The organism is Paenibacillus chitinolyticus NBRC 15660 (genome assembly GCF_000739915.1).
GTDB classification, from domain to species: domain Bacteria; phylum Bacillota; class Bacilli; order Paenibacillales; family NBRC-103111; genus Paenibacillus_F; species Paenibacillus_F chitinolyticus.
The window spans coordinates 50,325-75,210 of sequence record NZ_BBJT01000018.1 but is presented as its reverse complement, the minus strand read 5'-3'; the positions used below and the strand labels follow the sequence as shown (position 1 = coordinate 75,210).

Here is a 24,886-nt window from a genome sequence, read left to right as displayed (position 1 = left end):
GCATCCGCACGGCCGCGGCCCCGGCCGCCCGAACCGCCGCGCGGTCCGTCGGCGCGGTGTTCCCAGCGGCCTTCGGAGCGTCCCGCTCCGTCGCCGCCGCGGGAGCGCCCGCCGCCTTTGCCCGCAGGCTTCGCTCTGTCGCTGCCGCCGAAGCTCCGCTCGCCGCGAGGACTGCGTCCTCCGCGCTCGCGGCGCTCGTCGGTCTCCTCGCCGCGTTCACGGCGTGGAGCGTCCTGCCGCCGGAGCTGCTGGCGGATGCCCTGCTCGATCTGGTCGACATAGACCTGATCGCGGGGGCTGGCGAACGTGACGGCGACACCGGTCTGGCCCGCCCGTCCCGTCCGTCCGATGCGGTGGATGTAGCTTTGCGCGTCGTGCGGGATGTCGTAGTTGAAGACGTGTGTTACGCCTTCCACGTCGATCCCGCGCGCAGCCACATCCGTGGCGACCAGCAGTTGGATGCTGGCGTCGCGGAACCGCTTCATGACCTGCTCGCGCTTGGCTTGAGACAGATCGCCGTGAAGCTCGTCCGACTTGTAGCCGCGCTCCTGCAGGTCGGCGTTCAAGGAAGCCGCTCTCCGTTTCGTGCGGCAGAATATCATCGCAAGGTAAGGCTTATCCGTATCGATGGCTCTGCACAAGGCGTCAAGCTTGCCGCGATCCGTTACGCGCACCACGGACTGGTCAATCTCGGTGAGTGTAACTTGCTTCGCTTTTACCCGGATTTCTTCCGGATTGACCATGTACCGCTTGGCCAGGTTCCGGATCGGGTCCGGCATCGTTGCGGAGAACAGCATCGTCTGCCGTCTCTGGGGAGTCTGGGCGATGATTTCCTCGACTTCATTCAAGAATCCCATATGAAGCATTTGATCGGCCTCGTCAAGGACCAGCATGGAAATCTTGTACAGAGCGACGGATCCTCTGCGCAGGTGATCGAGCAGGCGTCCAGGGGTCGCGACGATCAGATGGACACCGCCTGTCGAGGAAAGCTTGCGCAGCTGTTTCTCGACATCCTGTCCGCCGTATGCGGCCAGTACGTTAATGCCGAGTGCGGGCGCCAGCTTGGCGGCCTCCGCGGCGATCTGTATGGCAAGCTCCCGTGTGGGAGTCAGAATAAGCCCCTGCACTTCCGCGCGCGTGGGATTAGTCCGCTCCAGCATGGGAAGCAGGAAGGCGAGCGTCTTGCCGGTTCCGGTCTGTGCCTGAGCAATCACATCGCCGCCGCGGAAAACGACGGGCAGCGCCTGCTGCTGGATGGGAGTCGGTTCGGATACGCCGCTTCGAGCCAGCAGTTTGGACAGCTCCGGACGAACGCCGAGGTCTATAAATGGAAAAGACATATTGGTGTAAGCTCCTTCGAATGTAGGGATGCTTCCCATTCTACCCTAACGGCCGCACGATGGAAAGCTATGGCTTGGTTTCCTCTGTCTGCTTATTAATAGGAAGGGGGCTTCCGCATGACTTTCTTCCTATAAAAAGGAGTTTTTCCTGACATGAATCTCCTTTTACGGTTACGGCTGCGGTTTCGTCCCGAAAATCCGTGTCGCTCCTTGATTAAACTCGTTCACGTAAGGTTTAAGCGAGGCGCCTGACAGGGCATCCAGTTTATAATGGTTGAGCTGGTTAATGAATTCGCGGTTAGCCGAGATGTACACATCATGCACGGTCGGATCGAGCTGTCTGATTTTAAGGGCTATTTCCTGTTTAAAGGTATGGGATAAATTTTTATGATCCTGGACCGTCACGTAGCCGATAAAGTCCGAAGCGAGTTCGTTCGTATACAGGTTCTCGTAGTAAGGCTGGGGAATTTGGTTTTTCTTGTCCCCGGGTCCGTGCGTTTTCGTTTCGCTGCGCCCCGCTTTGGTTCCGGATGCGGAGTTGTCCACCATGACGGCGGCATAGGCATTTCGGTCTGTTCTCATCACGATGGCTCCCATCACCCCGTGCATGGCCGCCACTTGCGTGGACAGCTCATGATCGTACGCGAAGAAAGTATTGTTGTGGGAAACGGCGCTGACCTGCTGCTGGGTCTGATAAGCCCGGCTCTGGCCTTGTCCCTCAATCCGCTGTTTGGGGTGTCCGTAACTGGTTTCCTTCGGATACGTATTAGAGCATCCCGATACAGTTACAATAATGAAGCCGGCCGCGGAAAGGGCAGGGATGAAACGGCGCATGATCTTTTTCATGATTGCTCCTCCTTGTTGAAGACTGACGTAAATTTAGGATGAAGCGGGGAGGTGTGAATTATACGGGACACAATGATGCATCCTAATGCTAAAAACCGAGCAGGAAGGAAATCAATGCAAGACAAATCAACAAAAAAATCGCAAAATGTAACAGCTTTTAGAACAATTTGTGAACTTTCCAAGAAGAATTGACAAAAAAGTTTTACCTAATTATAGTTAATTAAGTGATAAGGTTGATTGACATAGGCCTGTCGTTCGTGGTAAAAATATTGGTTTACAAAGTGGGGTTGATAAGCAATGAGTCGATGGAAAAAGAATTGGCGTCTAGTCCCCCTATTTGCGGTGATGACGTTCCTCCTTGCGGGTTGTGGAGACCCGACGCTTTCCGCTTTGCGACCTAGAGGACCGGTGGCATCAGAACAGCTGTTTCTGATGAAGATCTCGATCGCCATCATGCTTCTGGTTGTAGTAGTGGTATTTGCATTGTATTTGTTCGTAATCATCCGTTTCCGTAAACGGAAGGGACAAGAAGGCATTCCGAAGCAAGTGGAAGGTAACCATGTGCTGGAGATTGTCTGGACGGTTATTCCGATTCTGCTGCTCATCGTGCTGGCCGTACCGACGGTTTACTATACGTTCAAGCACACTACGAACTATGTGCAGGATAAGGATGCTATCCACGTTAAAGTAACCGCTCACCAATTCTGGTGGCAGTTCGAGTATCCCGAGCTCGGCATTTCGACCGCTCAGGATCTTGTAATCCCTACAGGAAAGAACATCGCGCTTGAGCTTACCTCCGCGGATGTTACTCACTCCTTCTGGGTTCCGTCTCTCGGCGGTAAAATGGATACGAACACTAACATGACGAACGTGTACTATTTGAAAGCTGACGAAGTCGATGTCTTCAAAGGTAAATGTGCGGAGCTTTGCGGCGCGTCCCACTCCTTGATGGACTTTAAAGTGAAATCGCTCGCACAAGGTGATTTTGATGCTTGGGTGACGAATATGCAAACTCCTGCCGCTGTTCCTGCAGATGCGAAGCAAGGCGAAGAGCTGTTCAAACAGAAATGCCTGCAGTGCCATGCGATCGATCCGAAAGGACTCGGTTTCGGTCCTAACTTGAACGGTTATGCGGACCGTGAAATGCTCGCCGGTGTTCTGGAACACAACGACGAGAATTTGAAGAAATGGATCAAAGATCCGCAAGCCGAGAAGCCGGGAACTTTAATGCCTAAAGTACCGCTTGAGGATAATCAGGTTAACGAGATTGTTAAATATCTGAACAGCTTGAAGTAAGACTTCTCAGGAAAAAGGAGGTTAAAACGTTGGCACAAGCACACGCCCACGCGAATGCGCATGCACACCATCAAGTGAAGCGGTACACCGGCTTGATGGATTGGCTGACCACCGTGGATCATAAGAAGATCGGTATTTTGTACTACATGGCCGGCGGACTGTTCTTCCTGATCGGTGGACTGGAAGCCATTCTCATCCGGATTCAGCTCATGAATCCAGAGTTGAAAATTTTTATCGGTGATACGTTCAACCAGCTGACAACCATGCACGGTACGACGATGATCTTCTTCGCGGCCATGCCTATGATTTTCGGATTTATGAACGCGATAATCCCCTTGCAGATAGGGGCCCGAGACGTTGCGTTTCCGTTTCTTAACTCCCTTGGATTCTGGCTTTTCTTATTCGGGGGCATCCTTCTGAACCTGTCCTGGTTCATGGGAGGCGGAGCCAACGCCGGTTGGACGGCATACGCTCCACTTTCATCTATAGTAGATAGTACGAAAGCCATTACGGTTGGTGGCAATATTACCGGGGTCGATTTCTATGTTCTCGGTTTGCAGATTGCCGGTCTTGGAACCCTCCTCGGGGGGATTAACTTCCTCGTAACAATCATTAACATGCGTGCACCCGGCATGACCTACATGCGTATGCCGATGTTTACCTGGGCGTCCTTTATCACGTCCGCACTGATCTTGTTCGCTTTCCCTGCGATTACCGTAGGTTTGGTTGAACTGATGTTTGACCGTATCTTCGACGGAGCCTTCTTCGATCCGGCCCGCGGCGGCAGCACCGTCCTTTGGGAGCATCTCTTCTGGATCTTCGGGCACCCCGAAGTTTACATTCTGATTCTTCCTGCATTCGGTATCATTTCCGAGATCGTAAGTACCTTCTCCAGCAAGCGCCTTTTCGGTTACAGCTCGATGGTATTCGCGACGGCTCTGATCGGTTTCCTGGGCTTCATGGTTTGGGTTCACCATATGTTCACCGTAGGCTTGGGCCCAGTCGCCAACTCGATTTTCTCCATCGCAACGATGGCGATCGCCGTACCGACAGGGATCAAAATTTTCAACTGGCTGTTCACCCTTTGGGGCGGACAAATCCGCTTTACGACGTCCAGCCTTTTCGCAACGGCTTTCATTCCGACGTTCGTAATGGGCGGGGTAACCGGGGTTATGCTTTCCGTACCGGCTGCCGACTTCCAGTATCATGATACTTATTTCGTTGTCGCTCACTTCCACTACGTTATCGTAGGCGGTCTGATTCTTGGCTTGTTCGCCGGTTCTTACTACTGGTGGCCAAAAATGTTCGGCCGCGTGCTGAACGAAACTTTGGGTAAAATACATTTCTGGACCTTCTTTATCGGGTTCCACCTGACTTTCTTCCCGCAGCATTTCCTCGGTCTGATGGGTATGCCTCGCCGCGTATTCACTTACGATCCGGGCCTTACTGCAGGTAACCTTGTCAGTACGGTAGGCGCATTCCTGATGGGTATCGGTACTATCGTGTTCATCATCAACATGATCGCGACGAACAGAAAACCTCAAGATGCACCGGACGACCCGTGGGATGGCCGTACGCTGGAATGGACGATTCCTTCTCCGGCACCGGAATACAACTTTAAGCAAACTCCGCTTGTTCGCGGTCTTGACGCTCTGTGGAAAGAAAAAATGGCCGGCAACAAAGAGATGACTCCGGCTGAACCGGTTGGTTCGATTCATATGCCGTCTCCATCGATTTTGCCGCTGTTCATGGCTCTCGGGCTGTTTATCTCCGCATTCGGTTTCATGTACCATATCTATGTGATCTGTATCGTGGGTATCGGCATTACACTCCTTTGCATGCTGCTTCGTTCCGTCTTTGACGACCACGGTTGGCATATCGAACCGGAGGAGCTTAACGACAAGGGGGTTAAACGATGAGCACGCATACGCACGACACGGGTACGCTGCCACTGGAGCCCGAGAAGGCGACGCTGGAAGGCAAGAATAAGGTTCTTGGCTTCTGGCTCTTCCTTGGCGGCGAGATGGTTTTGTTCGGTACGCTGTTTGCCACCTATATCGCTCTCCGGAACCAGATTCCAGATGGTCCGACTCCGATGGAACTGTTTAAGCTTTCTACGGTCGCCTGGGCAACGTTCATCCTGTTGACGTCCAGTTTGACCAGTGTATTCGCCATCATGGCGATGCACAAAAACAACGTAAAAGGCTTGCTGTTTTGGTTAGCCATTACGGTATTGCTCGGTCTTGGCTTCCTTGGGCTTGAAGTGTATGAGTTCTACGAATATGTCCATGAAGGACACGGGTTTACGACCAGTGCGTTCTCAACCTCCTTCTATACGCTCGTAGGCTTCCACGGCGGCCACGTTGCTTTCGGGGTTCTGTGGATCACTCTACTGATCATCCAGGGAACACGCAAAGGTCTTACCGTCGTTACCGCACCAAAGTTCTATGTTGCCAGCTTGTACTGGCACTTTATCGACGTAGTATGGGTATTTATCTTTACGGTCGTTTATCTGATGGGGAAGGTAGGTCCTTAAGATGAGCACAAACGAAACGACTTCACCAAGTAAACGTTACAAGAAGGAAAGCCCGGCTAACCATTACTTTTCGTATATTGCTTCGATTCTCCTGACCATGATTGCTTTCGCGCTTGTCATGTACGGCGGATTGGATAAGTCTTTCCTGTACGCATTCCTTATCTTCATGGCGTTGATCCAAATAACTCTTCAACTTGCTTATTGGATGCACATGAAGGAAAAAGGCCACTTGTTCCCGATCGTGGGAATTATCTTTGGTGGCATAGTCGCCTTAACGGCCGTAGCCGCTGGGGTTTACTGGACCTGGTGGTAAGATAAAAAGAAGAAGAGCGGCTTCGTTGGCTATTGTTGCAACAGGCCGCTCCTTTTTTTCATCCGGGCAAGAAAATATAAGGTAAAGGAGCTGACACAGCGATGGGTTTTTTTGAGCTATGGAACCCTGTAATTCTGCTGTTCGTTGTCGTTGTCGGTCTCGTCTATCGCAGTTTGACCTCTCCTTCCAGGGCAGCGGCCGCGGGAGAAGAACCTGTAAGTTCCAAGGTCAAGCTCTCGTTCTACACCGGAATTGCTTTGTTCTACATCGGGCAGGGAAGCCCGATCAACTATTTGGGTCATCACTATCTGTTCAGCGTTCATATGCTGCAGCAGTCTCTCTTGTATCTGATCATGCCGATCTTTATCTTGAATGGGCTGCCAGCCTGGTTGATCCGTCCTCTTTTCAAAGGGACTGTCATGAACCGTCTGCTGCGTTTCTTCACCCATCCGCTGATTTCGGTTCTGGCGTTTAACCTGCTTTTCTCGATTTACCATCTGCCGCTTATTATGGATACCCTGATGGAAAACGAATGGATGCTGCTCGGTTATCACGGGGTTCTGCTGTTTACGGCTTTCGCCATGTGGTTCCCGGTCTTCACGCCGCTGCCGGAGCACGAAAAGCTGTCCAGCCTGATGAAATTGGCTTATATCGCGGTGAACGGAATTTTGCTCACTCCGGCCTGTGCGCTCATTATTTTCGCAAGCGAACCGATCTATGCGATGTATGCGAATGTCGTAATCCCGTTCAATGCGCTGCCTTTGCTTGACGACCAACAGCTTGGCGGAGTCCTGATGAAAGTTATTCAAGAAATTGTTTACGGTTCTGCCCTTGCTATGATTTTCTTCAAGTGGTATCGTACGGAGAGGGCACAAGAGGACGAATCGGACGACCTGCAGGAAAACAACGGTCTGACGACGGCTTAAGCATTTGGCCACTGACTCTGCGTCTTAATATAGGGAATGGATGGGATTTAAATCATGCATGTACTGCCGACGATCAGCACGATGTTCATCGTGATTAGCGCCATCTTCGTCGCTTTCGGTTGGTATCAGATTCGTAAGGGCAACCGGGAGACTCATACGAAATTGATGATTGCGGGGGCAATCTCAGCGCTGATCTTTTTCACCATTTATATGTCGCGTACCATCTTTCAAGGTAATACTTCATTTGACGGACCGGAAAGTCTTAAGCTTGCGTACCATATCTTTTTATTTTTCCATATTACGCTCGCTACGGTGGGAGCCGTGTTCGGTATCGTCACCTTGATTCTGGCTTTCAAAAAGAACTGGATACGCCACCGGAAAGTAGGCCCTATTACGGCAACCATCTGGATGTTCGTGGCACCTACGGGCGTAGTGGTTTACATTCTGCTCTACATTCTGTTTCCTGGCGGGGAGACGAAACCTCTTATCGATGCGATTTTTGGCTTGTAAAAGTGCTAGAGCTTTACACATAGCCGCGTAGGCGAGATTAAACAGCCTTTTGTTTTCTAATGAAAACAAGGGGCTGTTTTTTTGTTTTGTAACAAACAAGTGATAAGGAGGGAGTGAGTATGAAGAAGTGGGTATGAGAAGTGAGTAGGAGGCAATGAGCAGTGGGAATGGAGATGAGGCGGGCTTATAAGGCAAGGTAGTGAACAATAGGCGGGAGCAAGCCAGTATGTGGTGATGAATAGAGCTGAAGAAAAAAAGTGGAAAAAGGGGGTTGCGGGAGTGTGTGCTTACTGTTAATATAAATATACACAGTAATCACAGCAAGCACAGTGAGTACAGTAAACACGGTGAGGTGTTCGCATGAGCGTGTGGAGCAATGTATGGTGGCTAGCCAAACAAGATCTTAAGATGGTCCGTTATGGATATATCTGGAGCCTGCTTTATTATTTGAATGCAATGTTTGTGCTGTTTGTTTTCATGAAGCCGGAAATTTCGATGCATGGCGAAGTGAACGGGTTTTTGACAGTGGTGTTTAACCTGTTTGTACTATCGATCATTCAAGTGGTCGGGTACCCGATTGATACAAGAAATATGAATTATTGGAAAAACGACGCCTATACGAAGCGGATTCTGCAGTTGAAAATGCTGCCGGTCACAAACAAGGAAATCGTGACGAGCCGTTTTCTGGTTTACATTCTGTACTCAAGCTTTTTTATTCTGCTTCTGCATGTGGGAATCCGCGTGATGATGTCCTTACAATGGGTTGAACCGGTGGGGTGGGGGACGTGGCTGGGCATGATTTTCTTCTGGTGGGGAGCGGTGCTGGCCGTCGGTTCATTTTACCTTTATGGAGAATTGTCGATGCGCGGGAAAGTCTTCTTCCGTTTCAGTCTGCTGATGCTCTTGGCCACGCTGATCCTTTCCATTCTGCTCTGGTGGACCGGGAATTACATGGTATGGCCTCTTGCGATAAGCAGTATTGAACGATACGGGGTGATTGTGCCGGCCTGTTCGCTCATAATCGGTGCGACTGCGTTGGGGTTCTCCTGGAAGATTCTCGGGAGAAAGATCGGACACCGGGATTTGTTTGCATCATGAGTGACGTACCTTTTGCCGAAAATGACGAAAGCTTGAAAGCAGGTGATGCAGTTGCATATTCCGATCCAAATTTCACCGGATAATCCGGAGCCGTTATATCATCAGATTCAAGTTCAGCTCAAAGAACTGATCCTCAGCGGGCATTTGCCCGAAGGGACACTGCTGCCTTCAATCCGCGAATTTGCGAAAGATTTGTCCTGCAGCGTCATTACGATCCGGCGTGTATACCAGGACTTGGAGAACGAAGGGATTCTGAGGACCCGTCAGGGAACCGGCACTTTTGTCGCCAAAGTGGGAACAGTGACCCGAGAGCAATACCGGAAGGAAGCGGTGGTGGAAGCGATGAAAGATGCTCTGCGCAGCGGACTGCGTGTCGGCTGTACCATTGAGGAACTCAAGCAGTTGTTTGAAGAGGCTTTGCTGGAAATTACGAATGAGGGACAAGGAACACCGGTGAATCGTCAGCGGGGGACGGACAACCCGGAAATTAAAGGTTCAACTACGGAAGTCCCTGGTTTGGCCAAAGCTGCCGTCGAACCGGAAGAAGGGGGAAGCGGGAATGAATAGGGAGGCTGAGCGTTACGACGATTGTGCCATCCGGCTGTCCGGGGTGGAAAAGATGCTGGGCGATATGCGCCTCGGGCCGCTCGAACTGGAGGTGGAAACCGGAACAGTGGTGGCTCTGGTCGGGCAAAACGGCTCCGGTAAAAGCACGCTTTTCCGCTTGCTCATGAATTTGACCAAAGCGGACAGCGGTAAGGTGGAGCTGCTCGGCAGGCCTTACGGAGAGGACGATACTGAAGCCGACATCAAGAGACGTATCGGTTATGTGCCGGAGGAATCGAACTGGGAAGATCTCGGCTGCACGACGATCGGAGAGCTTCACGATTTCGTCTGCCGCTGGTATCCGACGTGGAACGAAACGCTCTATCGCAGCATGACGGAAGAGTTTGAGCTTAGCGGCAAGTTGAAGTTGAAGACGCTGTCCAAGGGAATGAAGCGCAAACTGAGCTACATTCTGGCAGCCGCCTACGAGCCTGAGCTGCTGCTGCTGGACGAAGCGACGTCCGGTCTGGATCCCTTCGCCACCAAGCGGATGATAGAGCATCTCGCCAAGTTTATGGAGCGGGAAGGCCGGAGCATTTTCTTCTCGACCCATGTGATGGAGGAGGTCCGGCGGCTTGCGGACTACATCGTGTATATCAACCGGGGCCGTCTTATCGGTGTCTATGAGAAGGATCAACTGCTGGATGACTGGAAGTGTGTATGGGTCCGCGAAACGCCGCAGCCGTCTTCAGGTCCCCTGCCCGGTGTAGTGTCGGTGGGCAACGGAGAGCACGGAGGGCTGATCCCGATTATATCCCGGTCCTCCAGCGCAACGGAAGCGGCGCTTGCCTCGCAGGGTAACGCACCGGTGCGGACGACCGCTATGGATCTTGAAGATATTTTGGAGCTTTTGGCTCAGGAGAAGATAGAGAAAAAGGCAGAAAACAAAGAGCGATAGAGAAAAATCAACCATTTGATCGAGAAGGGAGCAATCACTATGTTGCCGCTGGAACTGGAACACGTGACGAAACAATATGGAGAGAAAACGGCCGTCAACGGAATTTCTCTGCAAGTGAAGCCCGGAGAGATTTACGGCTTGCTCGGAGGAAACGGCGCGGGAAAAACGACGACGATGCGTATGTCGCTCGGACTTATCTATCCCGACGGAGGAACCATCCGCTGGAACGGCAAGGGGTACGGCGACGAGCTGCGCAGATTGATGGGGTATCTTCCCGAGGAACGGGGACTGTACCCGAAATATAAAGTATCGGAGCAGCTCATTTACCTGGCGGAACTCCGGGGCATTAAGCGGAAGGAGGCTGACCGGACGCTGAAGGAATGGCTGGCCAAATTCGAAGTGCCCGAATACTACGATAAGCGGGTAGAGGAGCTGTCCAAAGGAAACCAGCAGAAAATCCAGTTTATCGCGTCCGTTCTGCACGACCCGTCGATCATTATCATGGACGAAACGTTCAGCGGTCTGGACCCGGTTAACGTCGAGCTTCTGAAAGGAACGGTCAAAGAGCTTCGGGACAACGGAAAAGCGATTCTGTTTTCCAGCCATCGGATGGATCATGTCGAAGAGCTTTGCGAAAATATTTGCATCCTGCATAGATCCAACACGGTGCTGCAGGGCAACCTGCGCGAGATCAAGCAGTCGTTCCCGAAAGAGCGCGTTCTTCTGGAAACGAAGGAGGCGGTCCCCGGATTGGAGACGATCGAAGGAGTCACTTCCGTGGAAAAGCATCTGAACGGCTACGAGATCCGTATCCGGGAAGCCGGCGCCGCACAGCGTATTTTGGCCCACGCGGCCGCAGAGACGGATATTTACCGCTACCAGCTCATGGAGCCTACGTTGAACGAAATCTTTATCGCAAAGGTGGGATCGTCTCATGAATAGCATGCTGACCGTGATCCGGTTTACCCTCTTGAACCGGTTAAAAACGAAGTCGTTCAAAATTACGACGCTTATTTTTGTGCTGCTGATCTCGGCCGTCGTGAATCTCCCGGCTATCATCCAGCAATTTTCCAAAGAAGACGGCAAGGAAGCGGTCAAAATCGGGGTGATGGCTAACGGTACGGATATTCAGCAGAAGCTGACGGAGTATTTTGCCGCTGCCAAGGTAGGCGCCAGTACCATTGAAATTGTACCGCTGGAAAGCAAGGGCGGTGCGGAGGCGGATGCTACATTGATCCGTGAAAAACTGAAAAACAAGGATGTCAAAGGTGTACTGACCGCTAAACCGGCAGGCGCGGGAGAATTCCCGCAGCTTCTGTATCAAACGGGAGCAAGCGGATTCTCAATGAATCCGGGCACCGATGAGACGGCCGGCCTTCTGAAAGCGGCTCTCCAGACGATCAAGACGAACAGCGCGATTACTCAAGCAGGCATAGAGCCTGCCGTGCTGGCGAAGATCCAGGAGCCTGTCAATCTGACGACGGAAACGGTAGCCTTGAAGGAAGCGGAAACGCCGGCTAAATCCAAGGAGGAGCTTGGAATTGCTTTTATCCTGGTCTATGCTTTGCTGTTCCTGCTTTACATGAGCGTAATCGGCTACGGAAGCATGGTTTCCACCGAAATCACCGCGGAAAAAAGCTCGCGTGTGATGGAAATTCTGATCTCCAGCGGTTCGCCGCTTAAGCAGATGTTCGGCAAAATCATCGGCATCTGCCTGATGGGACTGCTGCAAAATGTGGTGTTCGGCGTAGTGGTAGCCGTGAACCTGATGCTTCCCTGGAACGGGGCGGCGCTGCAGTCGATGGATCTGGATTTATCCTTGATCCCGTATGGTTTGCTCGGTTACTTCCTTCTGTTTTACCTGGGCGGGTTCTTTATCTACGCGACTATTTTCGCGGCGATCGGTTCGCTTGTCAGCCGCAGCGAGGAAGTGCAGCAGGCCGTTATGCCGGTCACGCTGCTTATCATCATCGCCTTTATGACGGCTATGTTCGGGCTGCAGAATCCCGAAGCTCCGTTCGTCATCGCGATGTCGTATGTCCCGTTCTTCTCGCCGCTTATCATGTTCCTGCGTATCGGTCTCGGAAGCCCGGCTTGGTGGGAAATCGTGATCTCGATCGCGATCATGCTCGGTTCGATCTTCGTGCTGGGCTGGCTGTCGGCGAAAATTTACCGCACCGGCGTGTTGATGTACGGCAAACGCCCGTCCTGGAAGGAACTGCGGAAAGCGATGAAGGCTTTTCAGGCGTAAGACGCATCCGCACATCCGTTTCCGCAGGTAGCAGTAACGGGTTAACACCCGATTTGAAGCTATTTTTCTCATCTAAGTTTAGGAGGCATGTTTGAACATGAAAAGTCATCTATGGAGCAAGTGGAGCCGCAAGACGGCAGCCGGTTTATTAGGGGTTACGATTCTGCTTGGGGGAACAAATCTAACCGTAAGGGCAGAGCAACCTCCTGCTCCAACCCCATCCATCAGCACGTGGTCCCTCTCTACTCTTAACGAGGGAGAGAAATATGGGATTTACCCGGTAGGCTGGTACTATGACGGCAAGTTTCAAGAAGCGATTGACGCTGTAAAGGTTAAATCGTTAATCGAAAGCACGGGGGCCAAACTCGATCAGCTCGGTTTCAGTAAAAAAGATCTCCCTCTGCCGGTATTGGAAAATAAAGTGATCACCAGAGACACGGTTATGCGTGCCATGCACGGGTTACTGGCCCGCTACGAGCTGCCGGCCGCTTTCGGGATCGGGTCTTCTTCACCGATCGAATACCTTCAGCAGAAAGGCATCGTGCAGGGATCAAGCGAAGGACTGGAGCTCGATCAGCCTTGTACGGCCGAACAGGCCGCCGTACTCGCCTCGAGATTGGTGGAATTCAGTTACGATACGGCCGGACAGGGAGCGAAAGGCGTATTCTGGAAGGTGAAGCATAACAATAACACGCTGTACCTGCTTGGGTCGGTCCACCTGGGAATCCCCGAGATGTACCCGCTCCAGAAAAACATAAGAGAAGCCTTCGAAGCTTCGGATGATCTGTGGGTGGAAGCCGATACTTTATCCGGGGATATGAGCTATTTCGCCAATCTGATGGTGTATGACGACGGCTCGAAGATCGAGGATCATGTGTCGAAAGAAACGTACGAGAAGCTGCAAAAAGTAATTAAAAAAATGGAGATTCCGGAGCAGGCGCTCGACGGGTATAAGCCCTTTGCCGTCTCCAGCAACTTATCCATGCTTTCCCTGTTCGACCAGCCCGATCAAATTACAGCGGCATCCGCATCCGGCATTGATCATTATTTTCTCACTAAAGCGCTGCTGACGGGCAAACCGGTCCATGAACTGGAAGGAATCAAGCTGCAAGCGGACGTGTTCAACTCCTTAACTCCCGAAGCGCAGGAGAAGGATCTGAACAGCCTGCTGGATACTCTGCTTGCGGACGGAGGCAAGGAAGGGGCCGACTCCTTCAAACAGCTTCAACTGGATTGGAGTAAGGGCGATGCGAAAGGCGTAGCGGACGGACTTGTCCGGGGCGGCTTGATGGAAGGCGAGCTTAACAAGAAACTGATCGGCGAGCGCGACAAAAACATGGCCAAGAAGATTGCGGATCTTCTGGAGAAAGACGGGGAAAGGACCTCTTTCGTAGTCGTCGGCTCCGCGCATTATGTGGTGAAAGATATGGTCATCGACCAGTTGAAAGCGAAAGGTTATGACGTTCAGCCGGTTAAATAACGTTCAAGAGCCTTAGAGATCCATTTATTAAAAATGAAACCAGGCAGCGGTCCGCTGCCTGGTTTCTTCGCTATCTCGGTTTATTTAGTCTTCAAATCAATTTTGAATACATCGCCTGCATGACCGCCGAAAACGATCAGCCCGCCCTCAGGCAGTACGGCCGAATAATTTTTGCTTATCTTGGAGAAGTTCACAAGCTTTCCCTTCGCGTCATACACGGCGAATCCTCCGCTTGCCGGAGCTTTAACGGTCAACACCCGGCCGGCTGATTGTTTATCAATCTTATACCATGCGGCCTGACCATTGGATGATATGCTGCGAATTGCGGAGCTTCCTTGGGAGAAGGGCTGAACACCATCTTCATGGATATACGATTGTCCGGCGATGGTTAAATACTCTGTATGATTCTTTTTATAAAAATTCAAGTCAAAAGAGTCTCTACCGTTTATGAGTGGAATAGTCACTGCGTTGACGGCTTTATTCGGGTTCACAATTTTAGTGCCGGAGGCGTATCCGAGATCGGCATTAACGGTTATTTCTCTGGTTAAAAGCGCTTGGTTCCCATAACCGACGGAAGTTATTTTTTCATCCAAGGCGTAGTAACGCTTCCCGTTTCTTTGGTCCCAAGCCTTTCGGGTTGCAGGGTCCAGAGGGTTGCGGTCCAGCTTCTGATATTCATATGTAGCCATAACCATTTGACCTAATCCGGGAAAGCTCAGGTACCCGTTAAATTTCAAATACGTTTTTCCGTTCTTCGCCCGGTCAAAGCTTACGGTAAGATTCCCCTCTTTGTTTTTGAATTGTCCATTGCCCGTATAGACAAATTTTTGGGACGGAATTAATCCTCCTGCAGCGGATAAATCTATCTCCCCGTTCTTGATCTCCAGATTTATCATTTTATCGGTAGCGCCGTATAATCCGGAGTAAGCTTGCAGTTCCGAAGGCATATCCACTTTCACGGCCGGCGGAAATGTTTTTTCAGGCAAAATCTCTTTAATGATGCCTTTCGTTTTTATGTATTCCAATAAAATATTCGTTGCCGCCACACTATTGTAGGCTGAAGATCCTCCTGACGAAAGCACGGCTATAGAAATATCATGTTCCGGCAGGGCTGTCAAAGTCGCGTGATACGCTTGCGTGTCTCCGCCTTTGGATAGCGCCGTGATTCCGTAATCATCGAACGGAGCTAACTTGACGGCGTCCCAACCAAGACCATAGTTCAAGCTGTTGGTCTCTTCCGGTACCCACACCCCTTTTCTATACTCATGACTTTGCATAGCCTTGGCCGACTTCTCGGATAAAATATCCGTCCGGTTACCGATTAGGACATCGCCGAACTTGCTTACTTCTTCAGCTGTGGAGTAAATGCCTCCCGTCCCGATGAGATTGACATTTTCTACAGGCAAAGCCTGATCGATCTCAGGCGCATACGTTTTTGCAAGCTTGGTTCTATCAAATGTATCGCGCGGTGTTTTAGTAGAGTTTAAATCGAGAGGCTTGCTAAAATGGGTCTTAAGAAACTCGCTGTAACTTAATCCGCTTATACGTTCAACCAAGATTTCAAGCAGCTGAAAACCATCGTTGCAATAGACCGAAAATTCACCGGGATCTGCTTTTAAGTGTTCGGATCGTAATTTGGCCAATAATTCATCATGCGTTCTCGTATCATTGTCATCGAACAAAAAGCCGTTCTCATAGTGACTGCCGTAAAGGCCCGAAGAATGATTCATCAACATGCGGGGTGTAATCTTTTTGTACCGTTCGTCGGCCATCTTAAAGTCTTTCAAATACGTGGTCAGCGGTTTATCGAGTTCAATCCGATTGGTATCCGCGAGCTTCAACGCTGCCGCCGTTGCATACACTTTACTTATAGAACCTATTCCGAACATCGTGTCCTTCGTTACCGGGCTGTCGGCAGCTTTATCTTTTACACCCGCGCTGCCGGATAAAACAACGGAGCCGTGATCCCTGATCGCATACTGTATCCCGCTTACCCCATAGTCGGACACAATCTTCGAAGCCAGTATCTTTGCCTTTTCCTTAACTGGATCCTGAGTCGTTTGAGCAAATGCAGAGGCGACCGGTACCGTTAAAAGCATGGTGGTCATCCATACGGAAACCATCTTCTTCATGAATAATTCCTCCTTGCGGTTCAGTTTGAATTTACTTGCTGAATTAATCATATATGGAAAATGGTAGCAAGATGGGAAAAGGCCCTGAAACGAAAAAAACAATCCCTAAACAGCAGGTTGTCTAGGGATTGTTCGTTAAGAAGGGCAGGAGAACCATATTATTAAACTGTTTGTGTTTCGTTTCAAGCGTCATATGTCCGCCGTACTTGTCGCAAATTCTGGCGATATTGGTTAATCCGATCCCGTGAAATTCGGGGTTTGGTTTCTGGCTGTGCAAGCGGGCATCCTCCTTCTCCATATGATTCAAGATGTGAATGAGAAGGGCAGACTCGGTCGCATGTATTTTGATAAGAATATACCTGTCTTCCGCGATCTTGATATGTTTGGAAGCTTCAATCGCGTTATCCAGCATATTTCCCATAACGACACATAAATCGTAACGGTCTATAGGGATTTCATGCGAGCGCAGGTTAAGCCTGGTATCGATTCGGATCCCATTAGCTTGCCCGATATCAAGTGTATTGGTGACAAGGGCGTCAATCACCAGATTTCCCGTATTCACCCTATGATAGGCTCCCTCGACCTTGTTTAAGGTCGTTTTAATATGTTCCACTGCCGCCGCCGGCTCATTTCGCTTAATGCACTCTTCGATATATAAAAACTGCTGGTTCGTATCGTGAATGATTCGTTTGATAGATTTGAAGCTGTGAACGACTTTCTCGTAATTCGCATCCTGATAGTCCATTTGCTGCTGGAGCTGGGCGTTCTCGTGCATGAATTGAAATTTATCCATAATCGTATCAAAAATATAGATAATCATCACGTTTAAGAAAAGAAAGCCGATGGCGGAAAGGAAAGAATAGAAGCTCTTATACGTTAGAATATTCAGGTGATAGAAACTTAGGAGCGGAATTACCAGGAATAGGACGTAGTAACGATAAGGCAAAGAGAAGCTTCTGCGTTTGGCAATGAGCCGTATAACCTGAATGACGACGAACATGATCATGCAGCTGAGGAAAATAAGTTTCGTGTAGGAAGTTTGAGCGGCGGGCTGAGTGACAAGGTCAAGGGTGTCAAATTCAACATGATCCAGCGTGTATAAAATATAAAGGGAGATCGTATTGGAGATAGACATCAAAACGCCGTAAAGCATGGAAAAAATGAGCTTCATTCTAAATTCCACTTGATAAGAGAGCGCAATAGTAAAGATGAGAAACAAGGATACAAGCGAAGATAACGCAGGCGATAAGGGAGTAAGGAGGTACAGGTAATCGAGCAGCCCGAAAATAAGGAAGTAAATGAAACGGTTGCGTTTGTGCGTGGTTTTATCGAAAACCGAGTTGAAGAAAAAATTAATTTGGACGGCCATTACAACCACCATGCTAAAGAAAATGGGAAAATTAGTTTGACTCATAGCCATCGACCTTCATAATCATAAATTTGGTATATACATCTTTAACCTCTTTAACTTTAGAACGGCCTATGGGTAATTCCGTGCCATTGGACATGAGGACAACTCCCTTGGCAAACTTTCTCACATGCAGTAGGTTAATAATAATGGATCGGTGGATTTGCAGAAATTTATGATCTTTTAAGGCAAGCGCATAATCTGAAATCGTTCCTTTGCTTTCATAGGTTTGATTAACGGTCGTAAAATGGAGCTTGCTTTTGATCGTTAAGCTTTTGGCGGCTTCGATACTAATGAGGTCGTCGTATTTGATCACGACTTCGTCATAGGCCGACTTGATGACCATAAATTTTTTGTCAAGGGCTTGGAAGTACTGGCACAGCTTAATGATTTTCTCCTCCAAGACCGAGGGGGCGACGGGTTTGATCAGATACTGGAATGTCATGACGTCAAAACTTTCTACCATATATTCGGGGTAGCCGGTCAGAAAAATAATTTGTTCATCCAGGTTATTTAACTCTCTTATTTTCCGGGCGGTTTGAATGCCGTTAATCCCGCCCATTTCAACATCCAGCAGTAAAATATGGAACGGGGTTTCCCGGCGCTCATAATAGGCTGAGAGCTGCTCGCCCGAGCCGAATAATTCGATTTCAAATTCTATATTGGTTTTTATCGAGAGAGTGATCAGAATGTTTCTGACAAGCTCTCTTTGTTTTTCCTCGTCGTCGCAAATAGCCACTCTATACATAAGAATAACCCCTCAGTTTCATTCCATTAATTGGCACTCTATCTAAGCATGATATAATTTTTTGATTTTGCATAGATCCTTTTTGGATGAAACGCACTTTTGAATCCCTCAAATCCCTTTTGAAGGTGCGGCCGGTCCGGAATCGTTCTTTACGGTTTACTCGGCAGCGAAAACGATCGGGTACGCACGGGAATGGATATGCGACCCGCTTCTGCGGGAGCATTGCGACGAAATCGTCGGCGGCATCGGAAGCCGGTAGACCGAATCTACAGAGAGGAAGCCGGAGCGAAGTCGCAGCCTGACACGAAAAATCCGCCCGGGAAGCAGAGTTCCGGGCGGATCTTATATACGCTTATGGCAGCGCCCGATACAGGCGGCAGTCGAACGGACCTATCTGTTCTTTGCGTACTCCAATAGGGAGCGGGTATCCGTATAGACGCCGCCCGAGCTCGAATGAAGCACGACGCCGATAAATTTCTTGCCGTTCAAAGTTGCCGAGGATACGAGACAATAACCGGCCTCATCCGTAAAGCCCGTCTTCACCCCGTTTACACCCTGCACATAAAATTCGCTTCCTTCCTGAAGAAGCTGATTGCGGTTCACGTAAGTAAGGGAACCGGACGATACGGCGACGGCCTGCTTAGGTTCGCTGACGATGGAGCTGAACACTTTGTTCTTCATGGCTTCGCGGCTTAGTAGGGCCATATCGCCCGCAGTCGTATAATGTCCCGGATCGTGCAGCCCGTGCGGATTCGTAAAATGGCTCTTTTTGGCGCCGAGCTTGGACGCTTTCGCGTTCATCAGACCGGCAAAATAATCGATGCTCTTCTGCGCGGAGAGCTTGCGGCCGCTGTCTTTCTCCGCAATATAGCGGGCGACCGTTCTGGCCGCATCGTTGCCCGAGGGCAGCATCATGGCAACGATCAGGTCCCGGAGCGTAAGGGTTTGGCCCTCCTGCAAGCCCGCCGTGCTCTCTCCCTTAGTAGTTAAACGGACTTCATCACCGACGGTGACCGAGTCCTGGAGTCCGCCTTTTTCGAGAGCCACCAGCGCCGTTACGATTTTGGTCGTGCTTGCGGGATAGAGGCGGAGGTCTTTATTTTTGCCGAACAATAGTTTTCCGGTTTCGGCATCCATCAGAACGGCGGCTTCCCCTTCTATGGACTCGTTAACAAGCTGATTTTTTCCCGATTTGCCGGCAGCCGGTTCGGATATAACGGGTTCGGATACTGACGACTCTGGTACGGGGGATGCTAAACGATGCCGGGTAAGATCTAGGAAATTCCAGGCCATAACCAGTATAATAGCGGCGGCAGTTCCACCCAGCAGGATCGTTTTCAAGTTCATAAATAACGTTTCTCCTCTCAATTCTCACGAGGCTTCAGCTGTCTAGTATTATGAAGCCTAACAGTTAACTTCTTCCTAAGAAAAACTTTCGAAATTATTACGATTCTCTATGAATTCATCGCCGGGATAATAACAGCCTGTCCTTACCGGAAAAAATGAGTATGATAAAGGGACAGACAGATTGGAATAATCGTGGAATCGAAGGAGAGGATCGCATGAAGCGCATCACCATACTGATCGCCGATGATGAAGTGGAAATTGCGGATTTAATAGAGATGCATCTGAATAAAGAAGGATATGACTGCGTGAAAGCACATAACGGGCACGACGCTCTACAAGCGGTTCAGACCCATTCGATAGATTTGGCGATTTTGGATATTATGATGCCGAAAATGGACGGTTACGAAGTGACGCACCAAATCCGGGAGAAACACAATATGCCGATCATTTTTTTGAGCGCCAAAACGACGGACCTCGATAAAATTTCGGGTCTCGTCAGAGGCGCGGACGATTATATCACGAAGCCGTTTAACCCGATGGAACTGGTCGCCCGGGTGAATGCCCACCTGCGCCGGTTTCTGCAGATGAATCAGGCGGCTGCAGCAGACAAACCGATCCTGGAGTCGGGGGGATTGGTGATATATCCGGAGCAGCGTACCGTCAGCCTGTACGGAAATCTGATCGAGCTAACCCCGAAGGAATTCGATATTTTGTACCTTTTGGCGAGATATCCGAAGAAAGTGTTCAGCGTCGAAAACATCTTCCAGCAGGTATGGGGAGGCGCTTACTATGAAGGAGGGAACACGGTCATGGTTCATATCCGCACTCTCCGCAAAAAGCTCGGGGAAGATGTGAGTAAGAACAAATTGATTAAAACGATCTGGGGAGTAGGGTACACGTTCAATGCCTAACATGATACGGAGCTTCCGGACCAAAATGATTCTGCTGCTGGGGATAAGTATGCTTCTGGCCGGCCTTATTACTTATCTGATCTATAAAGTTCTTCAGATTTATTACCGTTCCCAGGTCAAATTTGAGGACCCGCTCGCTTATTTCCGCCTGTTTCTGCACAAGATCGGGGATATCAACTTTTTTCTGCTGTTTTTTATCCCTATGGTAATTTTGTTTTTCTTTTTCTTTACGAGATCCTACGCGGTCTATTTCCGGGAAATATCGGACGGAATCCATCGTCTTGCCAGCGGCGACTTCAACAGCCGGGTTCACGTGGCTTCCAACGATGAATTCGAAGATATCGCCAAAGACATTAATCTCGCAAGCGAGAAGCTGCAGGAAGCCGTAAACCGGGGCGATTTTGCGGAAAGCAGCAAAGATCAGCTGGTGCTCAATCTGGCGCACGATTTGCGTACTCCGCTTACTTCCGTGCTGGGCTATCTGGATTTTATACTGCGGGACAAGGAATTATCCTCCGAACAGGTCAGGCATTTTACCCAGATCGCGTTTACCAAGTCGCAGAGACTGGAGAAGCTTGTGGATGAACTGTTTGAAATTACCCGGATGAATTACGGCATGCTCAAGGTCGAGAGAAACCGGCTCGATCTCGGCGAGCTGCTTATCCAGCTGAACGAGGAATTGTACCCGATGTTTGAGAAAAATCAGCTCACGCTGAGATTAAACGCGGATCAGCCGCTGCATCTGTGGGGAGACGGGGAGCTGCTTGCCCGCGTGTTTGAAAACCTTCTGACAAACGCCATCCGCTACGGCAGCGACGGGCAGTATGTCGACGTTATCGCGGCGTCCGAAGGAGAAGAGGCGGTTGTTCGGGTCGTCAACTATGGGGACAGCATTCCGCCGGAGGAGCTACCGCGTATCTTCGATATGTTTTATACGGCGGATCAAGCGCGCAATCATCGGACGGGAAGTACGGGACTAGGCTTGTTCATCACGAAGAACATTGTGGAACGCCATAACGGTACGGTTTCGGTTCAAAGTAATCCGGTCCGGACGCTGTTCGAGGTTCGGCTGCCGAAAAATCATTCGGACAACGAGACGTCGGCACCTATTGAGCGAACGATTTAAGAAAAATTTTATTTTTACCCTACTTGTTACTTAAAGATTGTTCCCTATTCTGGAACTAGCAAGGAACAGTCCCTGCTCATCCGAAAAATAGGGAAAGGATCGGTCCATGTATGCAACCACGACAGTTCGTGTACCGGGTTGAAGCCGGGGATGTTTAGACGCGCCCGTACGGATACGGCGGCCGTTCTGATGTTCCTGGCGCCGAGCGCGCTGGGATTCATGATGTTCTATCTCATCCCGTTTGCCATGGGCGTGTATGATTCATTCGTGGAGAGTACGGCCGACAACCGGTTCGTCGGCTTCGAGCATTACCGCGAGCTTCTGTCGAGCGAATCGTTCCGCAAGGCTGCCCGGAATACCGCTTCTTTTACGCTGGTCAGTGTTCCGCTAATGATTCTTCTGTCGTTAAGCCTGGCGGTGCTGCTTAATCAAAACATCTATATCCGGAGATGGCTCCGGACCGCTTTCGTGCTGCCCCTAGTCGTTCCCGCGGCTTCCGTTGTTCTCGTCTGGCAGATTCTGCTGGACTGGAACGGATCGGTTAACGCTTGGCTGGGATATTTCGAGCGGGCGCGTGTGGATTGGATGAAGACGGATGCCGCCCGAAGCGTCGTGATCGCTGTCTATCTGTGGAAAAACATCGGTTATAACATGATTTTGTTCCTGGCGGGGCTTCAGCAAATCCCCAAAGATTATTACGAGACAGCCAGGATCGAAGGCGCGGGCCCGTTTCGCCAATTCCGCAGCATTACGCTGGTCTATTTAACCTCGACGCTATTTTTCGTCACGATTATGTCCGTCATCAACTCGTTCAAGGTGTTCCGGGAAACCTACCTGATAGCGGGAGATTATCCGCACGACAGCATCTACATGCTGCAGCATTATATGAACAACATGTTCATGTCCTTGGATATTCCCAAATTGACGGCAGCCGCAACGCTGATGACAGGCAGTATTTTGCTTCTGGTTTTAGTACTGTTTGCGCTGGAACGCCGTTTCCGGAGTTTTCTTGAATAGCGGGGGAGAGAAGATTGCAAGGGTTAAAGCTGCTGAAAAAAGGGGCGGTAACGGCCATGCTGGCGGTTATCGCGGGAATCATACTAATACCAATTGTGATAACTTTCACAAACTCTCTCATGACCGAACGGGAAATCGGGATCAACTATGGGCTCATCGGCAAAATGAACGATACGGCGGGCTCGGAAGCGAATGCGTTCGTTAATTTGAAGCTGCTGCCCGATCTCGTAACGCTGGGACAGTACGGCGAAGTGCTGATTCACAGTCCGAGATTTCTGATGATGTTCTGGAACTCGGTCTTCCTGGTAGTCCCCATTATTGCCGGTCAGACGGTCGTGGCCGCACTGGCAGCTTACGCATTCTCTAAGCTCCGTTTCCGGGGCAGGGAGACTTTGTTTCTCGTTTATGTTCTGACGATGCTAATGCCGTTCCAGGTGACGCTGGTGCCCAATTACATCATGGCGGATAAACTGGGGCTGCTCCACAGTCCCGGCGCCATCATACTGCCCGGAATTTTTGCGGCTTTCGGCGTGTTCATGCTCCGGCAGTACATGCTGCACATCCCGTACGCTTATATCGAAGCGGCCAAGATGGACGGAGCCGGACATTGGCGGATTTTCTCCACCATCATTATTCCGATGGTCAAACCGGGCGTATCCGCTCTGGCGGTCCTGTTGTTCGTCGATTACTGGAACATGGTGGAGCAGCCGCTTATTTTTCTGGATGATCCGTTCAAGCAGCCGCTCTCGGTTTATTTATCGAGGGTGAATCAGGGGGAGCAGGGGATCGCCTTCGCCGCATCCATGCTTTATATGACGCCGATGGTGCTGCTGTTTCTGTACGCGGAGACGAATTTTATTGAAGGCATTCAATTGTCCGGCATCAAAGGGTAGGTTCTGCAAGGGGAGGAAAGCTCGGGAATGGAGCAGGAAGCGAGTAAAGATCTTAAGCGCAAAAGAAATATCCGGATCATTGCCGGTTTGTTCATCGGGGGACTGATCCTTTTCACCTTATTCAGCAACACGCTGCAGGCGCTGACTTTACCCAAAGTGAGAACAGAGAGCGCGGTGTATGGAAGTCTGGTGCATACACTCGAAGGAACCGGGGTTCTGCGGCCGCTTGCGGAAGAGAAACTGAGCAATTCCGCGGGCTGGAAGGTCAAAGCGGTCCTCGTGAAAGAGGGAGACCGTGTGAAGAAAGGGCAGAAGCTGGTTAGCTATGACAGCAAGTCCGCCGAACGGGAGCTGCAGGACGAGACTACGCAGCTGGAAAAGCTGAAGATCGAGCTGCAAAACGCGCAGGACCAGTTCATTGCGGCGTCTACGGAGGGTGATGAACTGAAGGTCCGGAGCGTCACCCGGGAGATGGAGACGCGCAAGCTCGATATAAGCATGCAGGAGCGCAAAGTTACCGGCTTGCGGGAAGCGCTGGCAGATCAGAAGGATCTGGCCGCTCCCTTCGAGGGCGTGATCACGAAAGTGAATGCCAGCGCGGGAACCAAACCGGCGGGAGAGCCCGAGATCGTTATCGCGGACAGCGCCAAGGGGTACCGGTTCGAATTTGCGGCCGACGCCGCTCTGCTGACCAGCCTTGGAATTACCGCCGGGACGAAGATCGAGGTAGGGCTCGGCACGCCGGATCAGCAGCCCCGCCTCATCGAGGGCACCGTTGAAGAGACGGCGGAGGCCGAACCGCTTGCGGCCGGTTCCTCCGGTGCGGAGGCGGGGGAGAGCGGGGGCCGCACGGCTGCGCGGAAGTCGCTGCGCATTCAAGTGGAAGGCCCGGAGCTGAAAGGCGGCGACCGTGCCGTTGTCAAGCTCACGAAGCGTTCCGTGCAGCAAGGGTTTAAGGTTTCCAGCGACGCGGTTCATCAGGAGCGCGACGGCAAGTTCATTTATAAGATCGAAGAGCAGAAGGGCGCGCTGGGTAACGTTTTCGTAGTCCGCAGAGTCCCCGTCCGTTCCAGCGAAACCAATGAGTCGGAGACGGTGATTCAATCCGATAGCCTGAACGAAAAAGACCTCATTATTCTCAAAAGCAGCGAGCCTTTACAGGACAACAATAGGGTTCGTCTGCAGTAGCAAGGAATAGCTGCAC

General features: G+C 50.7%; 23 protein-coding genes. 17 read left to right on the top strand and 6 right to left on the bottom strand.

Annotated elements, in window-relative coordinates:
* The coding region (locus tag PCH01S_RS26980; protein ID WP_053228797.1) for a DEAD/DEAH box helicase at positions 1 to 1,340 on the bottom strand (1,340 nt) is incomplete at its 3' end.
* Between the two features lie 171 nt (positions 1,341 to 1,511).
* Positions 1,512 to 2,186: a hypothetical protein gene (locus PCH01S_RS26975; protein WP_042235112.1), complete on the bottom strand. Its 675-nt coding sequence runs from the start codon at positions 2,184 to 2,186 to the stop codon at positions 1,512 to 1,514.
* Between the two features lie 297 nt (positions 2,187 to 2,483).
* On the opposite strand from PCH01S_RS26975, the gene coxB reads away from it, so the two are divergent.
* The 12 genes from coxB to PCH01S_RS26915 all read left to right on the top strand — a co-directional run bounded on the left by coxB (position 2,484) and on the right by PCH01S_RS26915 (position 14,100).
* The gene (gene coxB, locus PCH01S_RS26970) at positions 2,484 to 3,482 is read left to right on the top strand and encodes a cytochrome c oxidase subunit II (RefSeq protein WP_042235110.1); all 999 of its coding nucleotides are present in this window, start codon (positions 2,484 to 2,486) and stop codon (positions 3,480 to 3,482) included.
* 95 nt (positions 3,483 to 3,577) lie between these two features.
* Positions 3,578 to 5,401 (top strand): cytochrome c oxidase subunit I, encoded by a 1,824-nt coding sequence (ctaD, locus tag PCH01S_RS26965; RefSeq protein WP_042235125.1) that lies wholly within the window; start codon positions 3,578 to 3,580, stop codon positions 5,399 to 5,401.
* Complete coding sequence (locus PCH01S_RS26960; protein ID WP_042235108.1) at positions 5,398 to 6,018, top strand: cytochrome (ubi)quinol oxidase subunit III; 621 nt, start codon at positions 5,398 to 5,400, stop codon at positions 6,016 to 6,018. Before ctaD ends, PCH01S_RS26960 begins: the two co-directional genes overlap by 4 nt.
* Before the next feature lies 1 nt (position 6,019).
* Positions 6,020 to 6,331, top strand: a complete 312-nt coding sequence (locus PCH01S_RS26955) for a cytochrome C oxidase subunit IV family protein (RefSeq protein ID WP_042235106.1) — start codon at positions 6,020 to 6,022, stop codon at positions 6,329 to 6,331.
* Positions 6,332 to 6,432: 101 nt separating this feature from the next.
* Positions 6,433 to 7,257, top strand: coding sequence for a cytochrome c oxidase assembly protein (locus tag PCH01S_RS26950; protein ID WP_042235104.1), 825 nt, complete (start codon positions 6,433 to 6,435; stop codon positions 7,255 to 7,257).
* A 54-nt stretch (positions 7,258 to 7,311) separates the two neighbouring features.
* A complete protein-coding gene (locus PCH01S_RS26945; protein ID WP_009671726.1) occupies positions 7,312 to 7,767 on the top strand; it encodes a DUF420 domain-containing protein in 456 nt (151 codons plus the stop codon).
* Positions 7,768 to 8,127: 360 nt separating this feature from the next.
* Positions 8,128 to 8,865 (top strand): ABC-2 transporter permease, encoded by a 738-nt coding sequence (locus tag PCH01S_RS26940; RefSeq protein ID WP_042235101.1) that lies wholly within the window; start codon positions 8,128 to 8,130, stop codon positions 8,863 to 8,865.
* 51 nt (positions 8,866 to 8,916) lie between these two features.
* Positions 8,917 to 9,432: a GntR family transcriptional regulator gene (locus PCH01S_RS26935; RefSeq protein WP_042235099.1), complete on the top strand. Its 516-nt coding sequence runs from the start codon at positions 8,917 to 8,919 to the stop codon at positions 9,430 to 9,432.
* Entirely contained in the window at positions 9,425 to 10,369 is a 945-nt protein-coding gene (locus PCH01S_RS26930; protein ID WP_042235097.1) for an ABC transporter ATP-binding protein, read from the top strand. The genes PCH01S_RS26935 and PCH01S_RS26930 overlap by 8 nt, the downstream gene beginning before the upstream one ends.
* Before the next feature lie 39 nt (positions 10,370 to 10,408).
* Positions 10,409 to 11,311 carry an ABC transporter ATP-binding protein gene (locus tag PCH01S_RS26925; RefSeq protein WP_042235095.1) on the top strand — a complete coding sequence of 301 codons (903 nt, stop codon included), beginning with the start codon at positions 10,409 to 10,411 and terminating at the stop codon, positions 11,309 to 11,311.
* Complete coding sequence (locus PCH01S_RS26920; protein WP_042235092.1) at positions 11,304 to 12,620, top strand: ABC transporter permease; 1,317 nt, start codon at positions 11,304 to 11,306, stop codon at positions 12,618 to 12,620. The genes PCH01S_RS26925 and PCH01S_RS26920 overlap by 8 nt, the downstream gene beginning before the upstream one ends.
* Before the next feature lie 97 nt (positions 12,621 to 12,717).
* Complete coding sequence (locus tag PCH01S_RS26915; RefSeq protein ID WP_042235089.1) at positions 12,718 to 14,100, top strand: TraB/GumN family protein; 1,383 nt, start codon at positions 12,718 to 12,720, stop codon at positions 14,098 to 14,100.
* 80 nt (positions 14,101 to 14,180) lie between these two features.
* Here PCH01S_RS26915 and PCH01S_RS26910 read toward each other — a convergent pair whose 3' ends face one another.
* The 4 genes from PCH01S_RS26910 to PCH01S_RS26895 form a co-directional block, all read right to left on the bottom strand.
* On the bottom strand, positions 14,181 to 16,232 hold the full coding sequence (locus tag PCH01S_RS26910) for a serine hydrolase domain-containing protein (RefSeq protein WP_042235086.1): 2,052 nt from the start codon (positions 16,230 to 16,232) through the stop codon (positions 14,181 to 14,183).
* Between the two features lie 121 nt (positions 16,233 to 16,353).
* On the bottom strand, positions 16,354 to 17,646 hold the full coding sequence (locus PCH01S_RS26905) for a sensor histidine kinase (protein WP_042235085.1): 1,293 nt from the start codon (positions 17,644 to 17,646) through the stop codon (positions 16,354 to 16,356).
* Positions 17,633 to 18,388, bottom strand: a complete 756-nt coding sequence (locus tag PCH01S_RS26900) for a LytR/AlgR family response regulator transcription factor (protein ID WP_042235083.1) — start codon at positions 18,386 to 18,388, stop codon at positions 17,633 to 17,635. The genes PCH01S_RS26905 and PCH01S_RS26900 overlap by 14 nt, the downstream gene beginning before the upstream one ends.
* Positions 18,389 to 18,778: 390 nt before the next feature.
* The gene (locus tag PCH01S_RS26895) at positions 18,779 to 19,735 is read right to left on the bottom strand and encodes a D-alanyl-D-alanine carboxypeptidase family protein (RefSeq protein WP_042235081.1); all 957 of its coding nucleotides are present in this window, start codon (positions 19,733 to 19,735) and stop codon (positions 18,779 to 18,781) included.
* A gap of 215 nt (positions 19,736 to 19,950) precedes the next feature.
* On the opposite strand from PCH01S_RS26895, the gene PCH01S_RS26890 reads away from it, so the two are divergent.
* The 5 genes from PCH01S_RS26890 (at position 19,951) to PCH01S_RS26870 (ending at position 24,870) form a co-directional block, all read left to right on the top strand.
* Entirely contained in the window at positions 19,951 to 20,646 is a 696-nt protein-coding gene (locus PCH01S_RS26890) for a response regulator transcription factor (RefSeq protein ID WP_042235078.1), read from the top strand.
* Positions 20,639 to 21,772 (top strand): sensor histidine kinase, encoded by a 1,134-nt coding sequence (locus PCH01S_RS26885; RefSeq protein ID WP_042235076.1) that lies wholly within the window; start codon positions 20,639 to 20,641, stop codon positions 21,770 to 21,772. Before PCH01S_RS26890 ends, PCH01S_RS26885 begins: the two co-directional genes overlap by 8 nt.
* 150 nt (positions 21,773 to 21,922) lie before the next feature.
* Complete coding sequence (locus PCH01S_RS26880; RefSeq protein WP_042235074.1) at positions 21,923 to 22,789, top strand: carbohydrate ABC transporter permease; 867 nt, start codon at positions 21,923 to 21,925, stop codon at positions 22,787 to 22,789.
* Between the two features lie 56 nt (positions 22,790 to 22,845).
* Positions 22,846 to 23,682, top strand: coding sequence for a carbohydrate ABC transporter permease (locus tag PCH01S_RS26875; protein WP_042235123.1), 837 nt, complete (start codon positions 22,846 to 22,848; stop codon positions 23,680 to 23,682).
* 27 nt (positions 23,683 to 23,709) lie between these two features.
* Positions 23,710 to 24,870 (top strand): efflux RND transporter periplasmic adaptor subunit, encoded by a 1,161-nt coding sequence (locus PCH01S_RS26870; protein ID WP_042235073.1) that lies wholly within the window; start codon positions 23,710 to 23,712, stop codon positions 24,868 to 24,870.
* Positions 24,871 to 24,886 lie beyond the last annotated feature (16 nt).